This is a genomic window from Daejeonella sp. JGW-45, from assembly GCF_029360805.1.
In the GTDB taxonomy this organism is placed as follows: domain Bacteria; phylum Bacteroidota; class Bacteroidia; order Sphingobacteriales; family Sphingobacteriaceae; genus Daejeonella.
On the sequence record NZ_JARKNC010000006.1, the window covers coordinates 199,220 to 215,704 of the forward strand.

The 16,485-nt window shown below is 43.3% G+C and carries 14 protein-coding genes; 4 read left to right on the forward strand and 10 right to left on the reverse strand.

The features are described from left to right. Positions 1–3 precede the first annotated feature (3 nt). Positions 4–2,808 carry a S8/S53 family peptidase gene (locus P2W76_RS08285; protein WP_276347248.1) on the forward strand — a complete coding sequence of 935 codons (2,805 nt, stop codon included), beginning with the start codon at positions 4–6 and terminating at the stop codon, positions 2,806–2,808. 17 nt (positions 2,809–2,825) lie between these two features. On the opposite strand, the gene P2W76_RS08290 is transcribed toward P2W76_RS08285, so the two are convergent. Next, positions 2,826–3,404, reverse strand: a complete 579-nt coding sequence (locus tag P2W76_RS08290) for a thymidine kinase (RefSeq protein ID WP_276347249.1) — start codon at positions 3,402–3,404, stop codon at positions 2,826–2,828. Between the two features lie 170 nt (positions 3,405–3,574). Here P2W76_RS08290 and P2W76_RS08295 point away from each other — a divergent pair, with 170 nt between their 5' ends. Next, the gene (locus tag P2W76_RS08295) at positions 3,575–4,504 is read left to right on the forward strand and encodes a hypothetical protein (RefSeq protein WP_276347250.1); all 930 of its coding nucleotides are present in this window, start codon (positions 3,575–3,577) and stop codon (positions 4,502–4,504) included. Here P2W76_RS08295 and rodA read toward each other — a convergent pair. Beyond that, positions 4,497–5,756 (reverse strand): rod shape-determining protein RodA, encoded by a 1,260-nt coding sequence (gene rodA / locus P2W76_RS08300; RefSeq protein WP_276347251.1) that lies wholly within the window; start codon positions 5,754–5,756, stop codon positions 4,497–4,499. The two genes, P2W76_RS08295 and rodA, sit on opposite strands and share 8 nt — an antisense overlap. Next, positions 5,753–7,669, reverse strand: a complete 1,917-nt coding sequence (gene mrdA / locus P2W76_RS08305) for a penicillin-binding protein 2 (RefSeq protein ID WP_276347252.1) — start codon at positions 7,667–7,669, stop codon at positions 5,753–5,755. The genes rodA and mrdA overlap by 4 nt, the downstream gene beginning before the upstream one ends. A gap of 316 nt (positions 7,670–7,985) precedes the next feature. Between mrdA and P2W76_RS08310 the strand changes: the two genes are divergently transcribed. Together P2W76_RS08310 and P2W76_RS08315 are read left to right on the forward strand one after the other, a co-directional pair. Beyond that, on the forward strand, positions 7,986–8,858 hold the full coding sequence (locus tag P2W76_RS08310) for a helix-turn-helix transcriptional regulator (RefSeq protein ID WP_276347253.1): 873 nt from the start codon (positions 7,986–7,988) through the stop codon (positions 8,856–8,858). After that, positions 8,855–9,292, forward strand: coding sequence for a DUF983 domain-containing protein (locus tag P2W76_RS08315; RefSeq protein WP_276347254.1), 438 nt, complete (start codon positions 8,855–8,857; stop codon positions 9,290–9,292). The genes P2W76_RS08310 and P2W76_RS08315 overlap by 4 nt, the downstream gene beginning before the upstream one ends. Here the strand turns inward: P2W76_RS08315 and P2W76_RS08320 are convergent. The 7 genes from P2W76_RS08320 to P2W76_RS08350 all read right to left on the reverse strand — a co-directional run bounded on the left by P2W76_RS08320 (position 9,285) and on the right by P2W76_RS08350 (position 16,424). Then, positions 9,285–9,800: a rod shape-determining protein MreD gene (locus tag P2W76_RS08320; protein ID WP_276347255.1), complete on the reverse strand. Its 516-nt coding sequence runs from the start codon at positions 9,798–9,800 to the stop codon at positions 9,285–9,287. The two genes, P2W76_RS08315 and P2W76_RS08320, sit on opposite strands and share 8 nt — an antisense overlap. Beyond that, a complete protein-coding gene (gene mreC / locus P2W76_RS08325) occupies positions 9,800–10,627 on the reverse strand; it encodes a rod shape-determining protein MreC (protein WP_276347257.1) in 828 nt (275 codons plus the stop codon). The genes P2W76_RS08320 and mreC overlap by 1 nt, the downstream gene beginning before the upstream one ends. Positions 10,628–10,711: 84 nt before the next feature. Next, the gene (locus P2W76_RS08330) at positions 10,712–11,734 is read right to left on the reverse strand and encodes a rod shape-determining protein (RefSeq protein ID WP_276347258.1); all 1,023 of its coding nucleotides are present in this window, start codon (positions 11,732–11,734) and stop codon (positions 10,712–10,714) included. A 102-nt stretch (positions 11,735–11,836) separates the two neighbouring features. Beyond that, positions 11,837–13,363 (reverse strand): bifunctional phosphoribosylaminoimidazolecarboxamide formyltransferase/IMP cyclohydrolase, encoded by a 1,527-nt coding sequence (gene purH, locus P2W76_RS08335; RefSeq protein WP_276347260.1) that lies wholly within the window; start codon positions 13,361–13,363, stop codon positions 11,837–11,839. Positions 13,364–13,414: 51 nt separating this feature from the next. Next, positions 13,415–13,993 carry a phosphoribosylglycinamide formyltransferase gene (purN, locus tag P2W76_RS08340; RefSeq protein ID WP_276347261.1) on the reverse strand — a complete coding sequence of 193 codons (579 nt, stop codon included), beginning with the start codon at positions 13,991–13,993 and terminating at the stop codon, positions 13,415–13,417. Positions 13,994–14,113: 120 nt separating this feature from the next. Further along, on the reverse strand, positions 14,114–15,238 hold the full coding sequence (hppD, locus tag P2W76_RS08345) for a 4-hydroxyphenylpyruvate dioxygenase (RefSeq protein WP_276347592.1): 1,125 nt from the start codon (positions 15,236–15,238) through the stop codon (positions 14,114–14,116). A 19-nt stretch (positions 15,239–15,257) separates the two neighbouring features. Beyond that, positions 15,258–16,424: a homogentisate 1,2-dioxygenase gene (locus tag P2W76_RS08350; protein ID WP_276347262.1), complete on the reverse strand. Its 1,167-nt coding sequence runs from the start codon at positions 16,422–16,424 to the stop codon at positions 15,258–15,260. Positions 16,425–16,485 lie beyond the last annotated feature (61 nt).

Sequence of the window (16,485 nt, forward strand, 5' to 3'; positions counted from 1 at the left end):
TACATGAGAATCTTTTTACTGCTAATATTGTTCTTTCTTCAGCTGGCAGTTTATGGGCAAGACGGTTCTCATGGTATTCCAAGGACGTATAAAATGCCTAAAGGAGTATCCGGTAAGGATTATCTGCCGAATACCGTCATCGTTAAATTTAAGGTAGATGCTACTCCAGGTCAAATTCAGAATATCGCTACCATTTTCAAGACTAAACTCCCCAATATTACAAGCGGAAGCATTAGAAATGTAAACCAGTTATTCAAAAAATCGCTTCAGGCAACAACTAAAGCCACCGGCCGTATTGATTACAGCGATACGATAGGAGTTGATCGAATTTATGAGCTCCAGTTTGACGGGAGCAAGCCTATTGAAGCTGTTATTAACGAGGTTTTGAGAAGTCCGATGGTCGAATACGCTGAACCAAGTTATATTTATCATACCTCCTATGTTCCCTCTGATCCTTTTTACAATCCGTCACAGAGCTATTTGAGGCAAATAAGAGCAAATCTGGCCTGGGACGTTATCAGGGGCTCAGCAGGCATTGTTATAGCGATTGTCGATTCAGGGTCGGATATGGATCATGAAGATTTGAAGCCCAACTTATTGCTGCCGGGCAAGGACCTTGTGGGTGCAAGTTATTTGACGACGGTCGAAGATAATGATCCTGATGTCAAAAGTGATTCAACAGATCACGGTGTACGGGTAAGCGGCTTAGCATCCGCCATGTCAGATAACGGAATAGGAGTGAGCAGTACCGCGTTCAATGCTAAATTATTGATCGTAAAGGCCGGCGCCGACAATAACGCCACAGCCATTTACAGGGGTTATGAAGGTATTAAGTTTGCTGCGGATAATGGTGCAAATATAATCAACTGCTCTTGGGGAGGTCCGGCAGGCGGGGCTTATGGGCAGGACATTGTTAACTATGCTTTGGCCAAGGGGTGCCTTATAGTAGCTGCTGCTGGCAATGAGGGCTCTAACGAACCTGAGTACCCTGCAGTTTATTCTGGTGTGATGTCGGTGGCTAGTGTCGATAACGCTGATAGAAAAAGTAACTTTTCCAATTTCGGATCTCACGTTTCAATATCCGCCCCAGGCGAAACTTTTACAACTGGAAACAGAAATAATTATACTGCAGCCAGGGGCACCTCATTTTCCGCCGCTATCGTTTCCAGCGCGGCTGCATTGGTTAAAACTAGATTCCCAGGCTTCAATATGGATCAGGTAAAGGAGCAGTTAAGAGTTACAGCAGACAATATTGATCCCATCAACCTGGGTTTCGGTGGACTGTTGGGAAAGGGAAGATTAAATGTATTCCGCGCAGTTACAGAAACGCCACCCTCAATACGGCAACAAAAAATTACCTTGGTGGATAAAAGCAGGGGTTCAATCCCACCTGGTGACACTCTTCGGATATTTTTTGACCTGAAAAACTTTCTGTCTCCCGTATCGGCGCTTACCGCTACGCTTTCATCAACCAATCCCGATGTGCAGGTTATCGACGATCAGATGAACGTGGGTGCGCTCGGAACCTTGCAAACGCGAACTATGGTTGGGGCTTTTAGAGTGTATATCAAGCCGGGTATCTCAGATAATGAAGAAGTGACTTTTAAAGTCACATATACCTCCGGTACAACTTATTCCGATTCAGAAAGTTTTACGATTCGTGTCGCTCTCGATTATATGAATATTAACGTGAATGCAATCTCTACGACGATTAGCAGCAATGGGCGCGTTGGGTTTAGCGGGCCTGAAGCTACGAAAGGACAGGGATTCGTATATAATGGTGAACAACTGTTGTTTGAAAGCGCGCTGATGATTGGAACGTCTACATCCCGGGTTTCTAACAATGCTCGGAACGACAGCGGAGGTGCAGACGAGCATTTCGTTAAGAAGGTGCGCGTCGGGAAAATCGATGACGGCCAGGCTGCGTTTAAAGCCACTTCAGAATTTGACGATTCAGGCGCCGTCAGTAATCTTAATTTGCTTGTCAGACATACTCAAACTGCATTCGCTTCCACACCTGATGACAAATATACAATTGCCGAATATGAGATCCGCAACACGGGTGGCACTGTTTTAAGCGGGGTTTATGCAGGTATGCTTACTGACTGGGATGTGGGAACCTCAGACGATAATGCCACGCGGTTTGATGTCGTGGAGCGACTGGCAATGGTTTACCCGAAATCGGGAAGCCGTCTTTATGCCGGTATTAAGTTATTAAATTCAGAATATGCACCTTCTTATTACCCCCTGTCAGATCAGGTTCTCGGCGACCCATCCCAAAGCGGTGGCGGCCTTAGTATCCGTGAAAAATTTGAAACTTTATCGAGTGGGGTGAAAGCAAGCTCGCTGGGCGAAACATCGGCCCATGGCCTTGATGTCATGTTTGTGAGCGGTTATGGTCCTCTATCAATTCCAGCCAGCGGGTCGGTGAAAATAGCCTTTGCGTATATTGCGGGAGACAACCTGGCAGACCTCCAGTTGAGTGCCCAGTCTGCTCAGAAAAAATATAACGAAGTATTACAACCAGGTTCATCACTGCCTGCAGACAGGTTTACCCTGGATCAAAACTTTCCTAACCCGGCAAATGACCAAACTATTATAGAGTTTAGCGTGCCCGAGCTGGGATTGACATCACTTACCTTATATAATACCGGCGGACAGCAGATTCGTGAACTGGTGAATGCAAATTTGCCCAAAGGGGTGTATAATATAAATGTAAACCTCTCGGACCTCGAGGCAGGTGTATATTTATACAAGATGATGTATAAAGGAAAGGAAAAAACATTGAAAATGATCATTGCGAAATGATCCGTTGAAATGCCTGCTTATGCAGGGGAGTTATAACACATCCTGCATAGCGGTTCATAGCTTTCCTTTTCTCCCAGGAGAATTTTTGCCTCGCTCGCTGCGGTTCTGTAGGAGTATGTTGCGGGCCCCCCGCATTGTACACAAACTGCATGTACCTTAGTTACCAGCTCAGCTATGGCCATCAGTGCTGGCATCGGGCCGAACGGTTTTCCCTGGAAATCCATATCCAGGCCGGCTATCACAACCCTGATTCCTCTGTTCGCCAGCTTATTACAGACATCCGGCAGCTGATCGTCGAAAAACTGAGCTTCGTCGATCCCGACAACTTCAGTATTGGCGCTAAGCAAAAGAATTGAGCTGGCAGTTTCAACCGGGGTCGAATGAATTGAATTCAGATCATGTGACACAACTGATGTTTCATCATATCTCGTGTCTGTTTTAGGCTTGAAGATCCCTACATTCAATTTCGCGATCTGCGCCCTTCGCAGCCTTCTGATCAATTCTTCAGTCTTTCCCGAAAACATCGATCCGCAGATCACTTCAATGCTCCCGCCTAGTTTTTTTCTGCGTTTAAAGTTATGCTCGCTAAATAACATCTGTATGCTTTGTTAAGGTTTCTAATATCCGAATTTCAGCTGGGAATACGATGATTTGGGGACAATATGCAAAGAAAAATAGTCCCCGTTATTAATATTGTAATTATCTTTGAAATAACGATTTTTAAGCCGGAACAGAGGAATTTTATAGAAGAAGCCATATTCAGACAATGATGAACAGTAAGGAAATTTTAAGAAAAGCGGGCGGTATACTCAATGAATTAAATGAGCAGTATGAATATCTTTCCCGGAACCCGGATAACCTGAGTGAATTGGAACTGGAGCTTTTTTCAGCTAATGCAACTTTCCTTTCAGATCACCTATCTATTCTTGTTAAACTAAACGAAAAGGCTTCCAATACGAACGCTAAGCAGAGTTTGCCAGATCCTTTGGAAAGAGTCGCGCAGGCACAAGCTCTTGAAGAAACAGAGCCTGGAACGACTGAAGAATCAGCTCATGCCGAGGAATCAATCTCACCGGACTGGAAGTTTGAACTAGAGAAGGACTCCGGCTTAACCTTTGATTTTGAGGAGAAGGAAACGGATAAGCTCATCGACCCGCCTTTAACAGAAGAGAAGGAGAAGGTTATCGATGAAAAGACGAAAAAGGAAGATAATGAAATCGCAGATACCTTTAATGAACCTGCAAAAAAAGAGAATGTTGAGCCCGAAAGCAATGACGAAATAAGTATCCGAAAAGAGGAAGCGGAAGAAATTCATGTAAAGGAGGTGGTAATTTCCGAACGGACTATTGCCGTTCCTTCAGATCAGGTTTTGGATGAAAATCCTAAGCTAACAGTGAATGATTTGCTTTCCAGAACTCTGCAGCAAAAATCCGTCAGCAGCCAGTTTAGTTCGAGACAAACTAAGGATCTTAAAGGCATGGTCAGCCTGAATGACAAACTTTTATTTGTGAGGGACCTGTTTAACGGCTATAGCCTGGCATATAGCGAAGCGATTGAATTGCTGAACAGGTTTGATAATTTTGAATCGGCGGATAATTTCCTGAAGCAGAACTATGCCGCCAAAAATAATTGGTCCGCTAAGCAGGATGTTGCTGATAAGTTTTATGAGATACTAAGCCGGAGATTTGCTAAATAATTCCCATCCTGTTTGAATCCAGCTTCAGCAGGATAAACAGTAGAATAGTAAAACTCCACAATGAAGATCCGCCATAGCTTAGAAATGGCAGCGGAATACCGATGACGGGAATGAGGCCAATAGTCATACCTATGTTGATGAAAAAGTGGAAGAATAGTATGGATGCAACCCCGTAACCGTATATCCTGGAAAATGCAGACCGTTGCCTTTCGGCGATAACAACTATTCTTAAAAGAAGGAACAGGTAGAGGCCAATCACAACAGAACAGCCTGCAAATCCCCATTCTTCACCTACTGTACAGAAAATGAAGTCTGTACTCTGCTCGGGAACAAAGTTGTATTTCGTCTGAGTTCCCTGAAGATAGCCTTTCCCCCACATCCCACCAGAACCAATAGCAATCTTTGACTGATTTAGGTTGTACCCCACTCCACGAGGATCGTTTACCTTTCCCAATATTACATCGATCCGGTTCTTCTGGTGCGGTTTTAATATGCTGTTATATGCGAAGTCAACTGAAAAAACAAACAGGATGGAGAAAAAGAATCCGATAGCAAAGACAGTGATCATTTTTCTGTTCTTCCGGAAAAGATATACCAGCAACCCTACCACAGCCATAAGGCCTAGCAGTACGTAATACTTATTGTATAACACTGTCAGGATGAACAGCAAAATAGCAAGGCCCTCGATTACCAGGAAATATCCCGATAGCCCTTCCCTGTATAGTACAAGGATCAGGGAACTGAATGTAAGCGCTGAGCCTGCGTCTGGTTGCAAAAGGATGAGAGCGGTTGGGATCAAAATGATCATTGCTGCTACAAGCTGTGTCTTTATCTCCTGAACTTTGACCGTACTGGAGCTGAGGTACCTGGCAAGCAATAGGCAGGTAGCAAATTTTGCAAACTCCGAGGGTTGCAGCCTGAAGTTTCCTATGGGTATCCAGGCTTGATTTCCTCCGACATTTCTTCCTATGATCAAGACAACAACCAGGAGAAGTAATGTTACACCATAAAAGACCGGAGAGAAGGCGTTAAAAAATTTCCCGTCTAATAATAATATGACGAAGCCTATAATTACGGCGGAGACTATGAAAATTAATTGTTTCCCATAATTTGTGTCAAGGTCAATAATGCTGGGGTTTTCAGGATCGTAAACGGCTGCATGAATATTAAACCAGCCAATTATACATAGTGCCAGATATGTAAGAATTATAAACCAGTCGACATTAAAGAATAGGCTTCGCTGATTATTCATCTTGTTGTTAAGGCTATTGGTTTGTTAATTTCTCCCTGTGTATTTACAGTATCAGAGCCTGCTTTTTTAGGCGCTTTTGGTTTAACCGTTGCTCCCGGTAAAAGATTTGCCTCCAGCAACCTGTCTATATAGTACTTCGGTCTTGAAATGGAATCTGTAAGGTATTTTTCAACCATCAGGCTCGCGATAGGAGCAGACCACGTAGAACCGAAACCGGCATTTTCAACTACAACCGCGATAGCGATCTTTGGATTAACTCTGGGCGCAAATGCCACGAACACCGAGTGGTCTTTACCATGGGGGTTCTGAACCGTACCCGTTTTGCCGCACATTTCAATATTGGTGATCTTCGAATAATACCCCGTTCCGCCGCCCTGGTTTACAACATCACTCATCCCCTGGATTACAGCTTCGAAATATTTGGGGTCGATACCTGCATCATTTTTTATTGTAAACTCGTCTTTCACGACTTTTTTATCACCTATGGCTTTAATAAGGTGAGGTTTGTAAAAGAAGCCCCGGTTAGCAACAATCGCCATTACATTGGCCATCTGTAAAGGTGTGATTCCCAGTTCACCTTGCCCGATTGATAAAGAAATGGTGTAAGAAGATCCCCACTTGTCACTTTTAAATCGTTTAGTATAAAGTTCATCGGTAGGTAACAGGCCCCTGCGTTCCCCCGGAAGATCAATCCCAAGCTGGCTGCCAATTCCAAATGCGGATACAGCGTTGCGCCACCTTTTATACGCATTTACAGGTCGCATACCCGCCTGATCGATCATTCTGGCGTAAGTATATCCATAATAAGTATTGCAGGACCCCTGAATAGAGCGGCGGAGGTTAGTAGCACCATGAACATGTGTGCAGCCCATCCAGCCTCGCCGGCCATACCTGTAGCCTCCGGGGCAAAAAAACAATGTTTTATCATTGATCACACCGAACTGCTGGGCAACCAGGGCATTCACTACCTTGAAAATTGAACCGGGAGGATACTCCGCCTGTATAGGGCGAACAAACATTGGTTTGTATTTGTCATTAAGAAGTGCCATGTAATTATTTCCGCGCTGACGGCCAACCATTAAGTTTGGATCGTAACCAGGGCTGCTTACAAAAGATAATATCTCCCCTGTTGCGGGTTCGATAGCCACGATACTGCCAATCTTATTCTTCATAAGTCGCTCGCCAAGTCCCTGAAGTTCTTTATCGAGGGAAGAAATCATGTGCTCACCCGCCACTGCAACAGTATCATACTTACCATCAGCATAATGTCCTTTTGGCCGGTTCAGTGCATCTACCATAAGGTTTTGTACCCCGCGCTGGCCGCGCAAAAGTTCCTCGTACGATTTCTCAACCCCGGTTATACCGTGGTAATCGCCCTGGTTATAAAAGCCGTTTGAATTTGCGATAACCTTTTGATTTACTTCCCCGATATAGCCCAGGAAATGAGCCCCCAGACTATCAGGATAACGGCGGACTGTCCGGTTTTGAACGAAGAAACCGGAAAAATCCGAGAGCCGTTCCTGAAAGGAAGCATAGATCTGGACAGAAAGTTGCTTTTCAAAAATAGAGGCTTTGTAAGGAGAATATGATTTTGCTTTTTTGAATTGCCGGTCGAATCTTGCTTTGTCTATACCGATGAGTTTGCAAAACTCGAGCGTATCAAAAGGTTTAACTTCCCGGGGTATGACCATCAGATCATAAACCGGCTCGTTCTGAACAAGGATCTTTTCTTTCCTGTCCAGAATTACTCCCCTGGCAGGATATACAGGCAAACGCCTGATGACATTATTTTCTGCTGATAGGATATATTCGTCGGTGATAACCTGAATGTAGAATAATCGTGCAAGCAGAATAATCGCAATGACAATAAAAATACCCTGAACAACAAACTTTCTTGCAAAAAAACTATTCATTAACGGGTTACTCTAAATGCCGGGTTACTTAAGGACGTGACAGCCAGTAGTGCAGATCTCAAAAAAAGCATCTGTTTATTGCTGCAATTACAGTGTAAAAGTAATAAAAGAAATTGTTCAAATTGAGTATTATACACGTTCTGTTAAGATTTTGATTAGCGGAATTTTTCTTGAAATTTTGCCGGGCAATTCAATATTTAACGCCTCTTCCGCCACCCTCATTGTGCTTAAAGTAAATTCAGATAAATAAGTAAAAAATGCCATTGATTCAATAAATTCTACCATGGAATGATGTCTTTAATAGGTAATTTTGTATATGGAAAATGAAATTCCCGTATATGATATCTCCTCTGTATCCGAATTTCGTAAAGACCGCATCCAGGTAAGTCGCTTTAGTCCGTATTTTGAAGCACACAATCATCTGAGGCACGCTCACCGCCACAACTTCTATCACGTTCTATTATTTACTCAGGGTAGGGGTACGCACTCGATTGATTTTGAAACGTTTGCTATCAGGCCCTATCAGATATATTTCATGGCCCCTGGTCAGGTGCATAGCTGGGATCTTGATGGCTTTGTAGACGGATACATCATCAATTTCTCCGCTGAAGTATTTCAGTCGTTTCTGCTCAAGCCTGATTTTATTGACTCTTTCAGATTTTTTAGAGGGAACGTTTCGGATTCAGTGATAGACATCCCCATTAGCTTGCAGTCTAAAATTGAATCTTTTTTCGAGGATATGCTGTTGGAAAGTGCTTGTGACGATCATTTTGGCTTAACTATGGTGAAGGTATTAGCGATTAATGTTTTCGTGCTGGTAGCGCGTTTGTTTCCTTCTTTGCCAAAAGATGACACATCTTCGTACAACTATACATTGTTGAAGAACTTCCAGAAGCTCATATCAATAAATTACAGAACGCTTAAATTCCCTAAAGAATACGCCGAACTGCTCTATATAACTCCTAATCACCTGAATGCCTTATGTAACGATCTATTGGGATTATCAGCAGGTGAGGTAATCAGAAACAGGATCTTTTTGGAAGCCAGGCGGCTACTGATTAACCCTGACCTCAGTGTTTCGGAGATAGCACATCTGTTGAACTTTACTGATAACTCCTATTTCACAAAAGCCTTTAAAAAGCATGTCGGGCAGACACCCGAGGAATTTAAAAAAGCATATAAACCATGAAACTATTTACTGAAAAAAAGGAAGATCATAGGATCTCACAATTGTACGCTCTTGTTAACTCGAAATGTCCGAGGTGCCGAAGAGGCGATGTTTTTCAGAACTCTATGTATGGATTTAGAGCACAGAAGATGAACGAGAATTGTCCGCATTGTAACCTTAAATTCGAAAGGGAACCCGGATATTTTTACGTCGCCATGTTCGTGAGTTATGGTTTCAACGTAGCGCAGATGATAATAGCAGGTTTGCTGACCTATTTCATTACGCATAACAGCGAAAGCCCATGGTTATATATGGCAGTAATCTTCCCGGTGGTTGTTGTTCTGGCGCCATTTAATTACCGGTATTCAAGGCTTATCCTCTTATACTACCTGACACCAGGGCTTCATTACGTTCCCGAAATGAGCCGGGATAAGAAGGTCAAAACAGCTATCTGACTTTTTTGCGATAAAACACAAACTCTGTTACCAGGATTAAAAACGTACTGAGAAGGGAACTGAGCACCACTCTTACTAAGGTGTGGCCCAGATCAGATAGACGGAATGCCTCGAAGATAAACAGGACAAGATGGTGGAAGAACGCGAGGATAATAGCATAAAATACAAACCATCTGAATCCCATGATTCCGAGACGAGGTTCCGGCTCATTGTCGAAGCCGTCGCGCTGCACCGTAATACTAATAAATATAATCCTGACAAACGCCATTACACTACATGCAAGCGCATGCAAGCCCAGGGTATCGTAGAAAACGTCAACGGTTAGTCCTGTAACAAAGGCAAGTAAGAAAAGCAGTCCGTTCGGGATGTTGAAAGGCAGCAATAAGATGAAAAGAATATAAAGGTATGGAACGCTGAGGTTATAATATCCGGTATTCTTCAGCAGAAAAACCTGGGTGGCTATCAGCAGCACAAATCGAATCGCATTAATAATAACCGCCCTTCCCATTATTCAGCTTTGTTTAGCGCTTCAAGGGATAACTGCTCCCTGGATAGCACATTGTTAATTACGTATACATAATGCAGCGCAGAGAAGTCAGTATCCAGTTTAACCTCGATATTTAATGCGCTTTCAGTACCTTTTAAACCTGTCTTTGACACCACCCCGATGTTCGTTCCTTGCGGGAATAACGAAAATTCAGACGTAATTACCCGGGAACCTTTTTTAACAACAAGGTGGCCCTGGATGTCTTTAAGAGTGGCATAGCGGGCATCGAAATTTCCCTCTCCCCAAACGAGTGAACCTATGTTTCCGTTAACGCTTGCACTGACCTTTGTTTCGGTATGCAAAAGAGAACGAATGGTGGAGAAATTATCAGAGACATTCAATACGATTCCCACAACGCCTGTAGCCGATGTAACGCCCATCCCTTTTTCGATCCCGTGTTTTTTACCGCGGTTGATGGTGATATAATTATTCTTCTGATGAATGGAATTATTGATAACCTTCGCAACGGTATACGTATATTGCTGCTTAAGCAGGGTGTCATTGACCGTAACCCGTTTAATGCTGTCGCTGTAGAAGGAAGACTTTAATAAATTACGCAGCCGCGCGTTCTCGGCCACAAGACTGTCATTGGTTTTTCCAAGCACCAGGTAACTGCTGAATTCATTCATTTTTTCGTAAGCACTCCCAACAAATTGATTCGAAGAGTTCCACACGCTGGCCCGCTGATAAGAATTGTTGTTTACCAGCATGATCAGCGAAGTTGTGAAGAAAATCACCAGCAAAAAGAATGCGTTGTACTTACTTATGAAAAGCCAGAGATTACGCATAGGTGAGTTATAGGTTGTAAGTTATACGTTATAAGTGCCATATTCAACGGAAATCAAACTTAATACTTATAACTTACAACTCGTTTACTGCATTAAGAATTTGAAATTACCTATATTTTTTAAAGCAATGCCCGTTCCTCTGACCACTGCCCTCAGCGGATCTTCAGCAACGTGAACCGGAAGTTTGGTTTTTGCTGCAATACGTTTATCAAGACCTCGAAGTAGTGCTCCACCACCGGTTAGATATATCCCTGTCTGGTAAATGTCTGCTGAAAGCTCCGGCGGAGTGATCTCAAGTGCTTTCAATATTGCCTCTTCTATCTTGGAAATAGATTTATCAAGGCAGTGTGCAATTTCAGTATATGAAACAGTGATCTGTTTTGGAACACCGGTCATGAGGTCGCGTCCTTGTACCGCGTAGTCTGATGGCGGATCAGAAAGCTCTGGCAAGGCAGCGCCTACCTCAATTTTGATCTTTTCGGCCGTACGGTCACCGATCATAATATTATGCTGGCGGCGGATATATTGAACGATATCGCTATCGAAATTATCTCCGGCAACACGGATAGATTGATCACAGACAATTCCGGAAAGAGCAATAACTGCAATTTCAGTAGTTCCACCACCAATATCAATGATCATATTTCCCATCGGTTCTTCAACATCAATACCAATACCTACAGCTGCTGCCATTGGCTCATGTATTAAATAAACTTCTTTCGCTCCGGCGATCTCGGCAGAATCGCGTACAGCGCGTTTTTCAACCTCTGTGATGCCAGAAGGGATACAAATAACCATACGCAGCGATGGAAAAAACCAGCCTTTACCATTATTGATCATTTTGATCATACCGCGGATCATGTATTCCGCAGCATTAAAATCGGCAATCACTCCGTCTTTTAGAGGTCTTACGGTCCGGATATTATCATGAGTTTTACCTTCCATCTGCATGGCCTGTCGGCCAATGGCAATTACCTTGTTGGTAGTGCGGTCAAAAGCCACGATAGAGGGCTCATCTACCACAACCTTGTCATTATGAATAATAAGAGTGTTTGCGGTGCCGAGGTCAATCGCGATCTCTTGTGTAAACCAGTTAAATAAACCCATTCCTGTGTTGTTAGATGTTGAAAATGTATGCTAAGATAAACTCTTTTTACTAATCATTATTGTGAAAAAAGGCTTATCAGAATTTATTTTTATGGCGTTATTTTAATGTTTAAAATGACGTACACCGGTGGTTACCATACCGATTCCTTTTTCGTTCGCCATGTCTATTGATTCCTGATCCTTGATCGATCCTCCTGGTTGTAAAACCATCACAACACCCGCATCGGCAGCAATAGACACACAGTCAGGGAAGGGGAAGAAGGCATCTGATGCCATTACACTACCCGAAAGTTCAAAATGAAATGCTTTGGCCTTTACAATTGCTTGCTGTAGTGCATCTACACGGGATGTCTGACCAACGCCGCTGGCAATCAAACAGGCATCTTTTACCAGCACAATCGTGTTAGATTTAGTATGTTTCACAATCTTATTTGCGAAAGCCAGGTCTTTCAGCTGCTGTTCATCAGGCTTGCGGTCAGTAACCGGGATCATTTGTTCCGGGCCTTCTATCAGAAGATCTTTATCCTGTTCGATAACGCCGTTTAAAAGCGTTTTGAATTGCTTTGGCGGAAGCTGTATATCGTTTCTTTTCAGGATAATCCGGTTCTTTTTTCCGCTAAGGATCTTAAGGGCATCTTCATTATAGGAAGGCGCTATCAGCACTTCAAAGAAAAGGTTGTTTATTTCAGCAGCTGTTTGCGCATCAATCTCACGGTTACATATCAAAACGCCACCGAACGCAGAAACAGGATCGCAGGCGAGGGCCGTTTTCCATGCATCCAGGATTGAATCTTTAGAAGCCACACCGCAGGCATTCGTATGCTTTAAGATCGCAAAGGTAGGCTCGTTAAATTCGTCTATCAGTGATACGGCTGCATCCACGTCGACAAGGTTGTTGTAGGAAAGCTCTTTTCCGTTCAGTTTATCGAACATCTCACCCAAGTCACCATAAAAGACACCCTTCTGATGGGGATTTTCTCCATAACGAAGCGAACTCACGTTCTGCTCGCTGTATTTAAAGACGGTTAGTGGATCCTGTTGATTGAAATAATTAAATATAGCGGTATCATAATGCGAAGAAATGTTAAATGCCTGGCGGGCAAATGACTTACGATGCGATAACATCGTATATCCTGCATTTTCAGTCAGAATATTGCTTAAGGTTGTGTAGTCGTTTTTTGACGCGATGATAACCACATCATTGTAATTTTTTGCCGCTGCACGGATAAGGGAGATCCCTCCAATGTCGATCTTCTCAATAATATCCTGTTCTTTTGCGCCCGATTTCACGGTTTCTTCAAAAGGGTACAGATCGACGATCACCAGGTCAAGCTCCGGAATCTCGTACTGCCCGATCTGCGCTTTATCTTCATTATTATCCCTGCGATTCAAAATGCCCCCGAAAACTTTTGGGTGAAGTGTTTTTACGCGACCGCCAAGAATGGAAGGATAGCCGGTAAGATCTTCTACAGCGACAACATCGATACCGAGGTCACGGATGAATTTTTCAGTTCCGCCTGTGGAGTAAAAAGTAACACCGTCTGCATGTAACTGGCGGATAAGCGGTTCTAAATTATCTTTATAATAGACTGAAATTAAGGCGTTTTTGATCTTAACGGGATGGCTCATTGAAAAAGTTTACTTGAAGCCGCAAAGATAGTTTTTTTGACGAGAAAGTTTTTAAGATTTCATCTTTTTCAAAAGCCCTTCAACGATCTTCGGGTAATGCAAATGTTCCAGCTGTTGCCCTTTAAACTTGATCATTTCCAGATCGTCACCACTCTCAATTTTGAAGCGCGATTGATGGATAACCTCACCATCGTCGAAATGCTCATTTACAAAATGGATGGTAATGCCAGATTCTTCTTCTTTTTCATTAAGAATAGTTTGATGAACTTTATCACCGTACATGCCCTTGCCGCCAAATTTAGGCAGAAGTGAGGGATGGATGTTAATGATCTTATTAGGAAAGGCCTTCAGGAGATTCTGCGGAATGAGCCATAGAAAGCCAGCAAGTACAATGAGATCGATCTGAAGGTTTTTCAGAAGTTGTACCACATCGTCGGTTTTGGTAAACTCGTGTTTATCAAAAATATGCGATGGTATCTCAAAATTATCTGCACGCTGTAAAACGTAGGCCTCGGGGTTATTTGTAAGGACTATAGCTACTTCTGCGTCGTCGTGTTTTTTGAAATACTCCATGATCTTCTGTGCATTTGATCCGGAACCTGAGGCAAAAATGGCTATTCGTTTCTTCAAACTATATGTTTTTTAACAAAGATATTATTTTGGTCGCTTCATGAAAGCGAATTTAATAAATACGTGGTCATAACGCGATTGCTGTTGATTTGTTGGACCAAAGTGAATTTAAAATTACGATTACAAATTTCCTCTCAGCTCCTGTTCCCTTTCCAGCGCTTCAAATAATGCTTTAAAGTTTCCTGCACCGAATGATTTGGCTCCCTTCCGTTGTATGATCTCAAAGAAGAGAGTGGGCCGGTCTTCCACTGGTTTGGTAAATATCTGCAGCAAATAACCCTCTTCATCACGATCTACCAGAATACCTAGCTGTTTAAGTGGTTCTATGTCCTCTTCAATTTTGCCCACACGGCTTTCAAGATCATCATAATATACAGTTGGAACCTTAAGAAACTCGATTCCCCGATCCTGTAGTTTCGTAACCGTGTCAACGATGTCGTTTGTTGCTATAGCGATATGCTGGACCCCTTCGTCTCCGTAAAAGTCCAGGTATTCCTCAACCTGTGACTTCTTTTTACCTTCCGCAGGCTCATTAATCGGGAATTTAACGTAGCCATTCCCATTGCTCATTACCTTGCTCATCAAGGCAGAGTATTCCGTAGAGATCTGTTTGTCATCGAACGTAAGGATGTTTTTGAAGCCCATTACATCCTCGTAGAACTTCACCCATTTGTTCATCTGGTGCCAGCCGACGTTGCCTACGCAATGGTCAATATACAAAAGCCCCGTTTCTTCGGGATTGTAATGGCTTTCCCACTTTTCGTACCCTGGCATAAAAAGCCCCCGGTAATTTAGCCGTTCAATAAATAGATGCACAGTTTCGCCATAGGTGTATATTCCGCTCATTTTTAGTACACCGTCCTCATCTTCCAGAGTTTGAGGATCCATATAGCTCTCGGCTCCCCTTGAGGTTGTTTCTTTATGAGATCTATAAGCGTCATCAACCCAAAGCGCAATGATCTTTACTCCATCTCCATGCCTGGTCAGTTGTTCGGAGATCGGGTGCTCCGGATAAAGTGGCGTCGTTAGCACAAGCCTGATCTTATTCTGCACCAGCACATATGAGGCGCGGTCCTTTACGCCGGTTTCAGGTCCGGCATAGGCCAGACTCTGAAATCCGAATGCGGTTTTGTAAAAGTGGGCCGCCTGCTTAGCGTTCCCAACGTATAGCTCAATATAGTCAGTCCCGTTCAAGGGAAGGAAGTCTGTATCCTGAGCTTTATTTGCAAGAATGTCAGTTTTCATAAGATGAATTTCTACAAGGTTACTCCACGTTTTCCTGCCAGCTTTTGTGATAGGACTCATCCTCGATGCTTATGGCATAGTCTGTCAGCATCAGGGGTTTAAATGGATCGATCATTACGGCGAGTTCTTCGGTCTTCTCTTTGCCTATCGATTTTTCTACTGTTCCGGGATGCGGACCATGGGGAATCCCCCCGGGATGCAGAGTGATCTGGCCTTTTGCCACACTCTTCCGGCTCATGAAATCGCCATCTACATAATACAATACCTCGTCACTGTCTACATTGCTGTGATTATACGGTGCGGGAATAGACTCGGGGTGATAATCGTATTTGCGCGGTACGAAGGAGCAAATTACGAAGTTATGTCCTTCGAAGGTTTGGTGAACTGGCGGCGGCTGATGGACCCTGCCGGTAATAGGCTCAAAATCATGGATTGAAAATGCCCATGGATAATGAAATCCGTCCCAGCCAATGAAATCAAATGGGTGAGTACCGTAAACGTAGGGATAAATAAGTCCTTGTTTTTTGATAAGGACTTTAAAATCTCCTATTTCATCATTCGTTTCGAGGCCTTGTGGTCTTTTGATATCACGTTCACAAAAGGGAGAATGTTCCATTAATTGTCCCCACTGGTTCCTGTATCTTTTAGGTGTTCTTATCGGGCTAAAGCTTTCGACAATGAAGAGCCGGTTGTTTTCCGTATCAAATTCTATCTGATATATCGTGCCCCGCGGAATTACCAGGTAATCCCCGTACGTGAATTTGATCTTCCCGAAGCCTGTTTTAAGTACGCCGCTGCCTTCATGTATAAAAATGACCTCATCTGCCTGACTGTTTTTGTAATAATAATCAGTCATTGAACGGCGCGGGGCGGCCAGGGAGATATGGAGATCGCTATTGACGAGAACCGGCTTTCTGCTTTCCAGGAAATCATCTTCAGGCTTTATGTTAAAACCGATCAGGCTGGTATGCTTCAAATGCTTCTCCCTGGCGATCTTCGGTTCTACAGAGTAGGATTCGCCCAACGATTTAACAATAGTGGGCGGGTGACAATGGTAAACCAGGGAATACAAACTGGAAAACCCTTCAGTAGAGACCAGTTCCTCAGCATACAAACTGCCATCCGGTTTACGGAATGCGGTATGTCGTTTGTGCGGAATAGATCCTAATGTATGGTAGACAGGCATATATTAGAATTATTGGTTAGTATAATTGGTAGCATAAAGGTAACGTTTTCTGCTAATGAAA

Excerpts from the sequence above, each read along its gene's own strand:
- P2W76_RS08285 (WP_276347248.1), top strand. The coding sequence starts at position 4 with ATGAGAATCTTTTTACTGCTAATATTGTTCTTTCTTCAGCTGGCAGTT.
- P2W76_RS08290 (WP_276347249.1), bottom strand. The coding sequence starts at position 3,404 with ATGTTATTTAGCGAGCATAACTTTAAACGCAGAAAAAAACTAGGCGGG.
- P2W76_RS08295 (WP_276347250.1), top strand. The coding sequence starts at position 3,575 with ATGATGAACAGTAAGGAAATTTTAAGAAAAGCGGGCGGTATACTCAAT.
- rodA (WP_276347251.1), bottom strand. The coding sequence starts at position 5,756 with ATGAATAATCAGCGAAGCCTATTCTTTAATGTCGACTGGTTTATAATT.
- mrdA (WP_276347252.1), bottom strand. The coding sequence starts at position 7,669 with ATGAATAGTTTTTTTGCAAGAAAGTTTGTTGTTCAGGGTATTTTTATT.
- P2W76_RS08310 (WP_276347253.1), top strand. The coding sequence starts at position 7,986 with ATGGAAAATGAAATTCCCGTATATGATATCTCCTCTGTATCCGAATTT.
- P2W76_RS08315 (WP_276347254.1), top strand. The coding sequence starts at position 8,855 with ATGAAACTATTTACTGAAAAAAAGGAAGATCATAGGATCTCACAATTG.
- P2W76_RS08320 (WP_276347255.1), bottom strand. The coding sequence starts at position 9,800 with ATGGGAAGGGCGGTTATTATTAATGCGATTCGATTTGTGCTGCTGATA.
- mreC (WP_276347257.1), bottom strand. The coding sequence starts at position 10,627 with ATGCGTAATCTCTGGCTTTTCATAAGTAAGTACAACGCATTCTTTTTG.
- P2W76_RS08330 (WP_276347258.1), bottom strand. The coding sequence starts at position 11,734 with ATGGGTTTATTTAACTGGTTTACACAAGAGATCGCGATTGACCTCGGC.
- purH (WP_276347260.1), bottom strand. The coding sequence starts at position 13,363 with ATGAGCCATCCCGTTAAGATCAAAAACGCCTTAATTTCAGTCTATTAT.
- hppD (WP_276347592.1), bottom strand. The coding sequence starts at position 15,238 with ATGAAAACTGACATTCTTGCAAATAAAGCTCAGGATACAGACTTCCTT.
- P2W76_RS08350 (WP_276347262.1), bottom strand. The coding sequence starts at position 16,424 with ATGCCTGTCTACCATACATTAGGATCTATTCCGCACAAACGACATACC.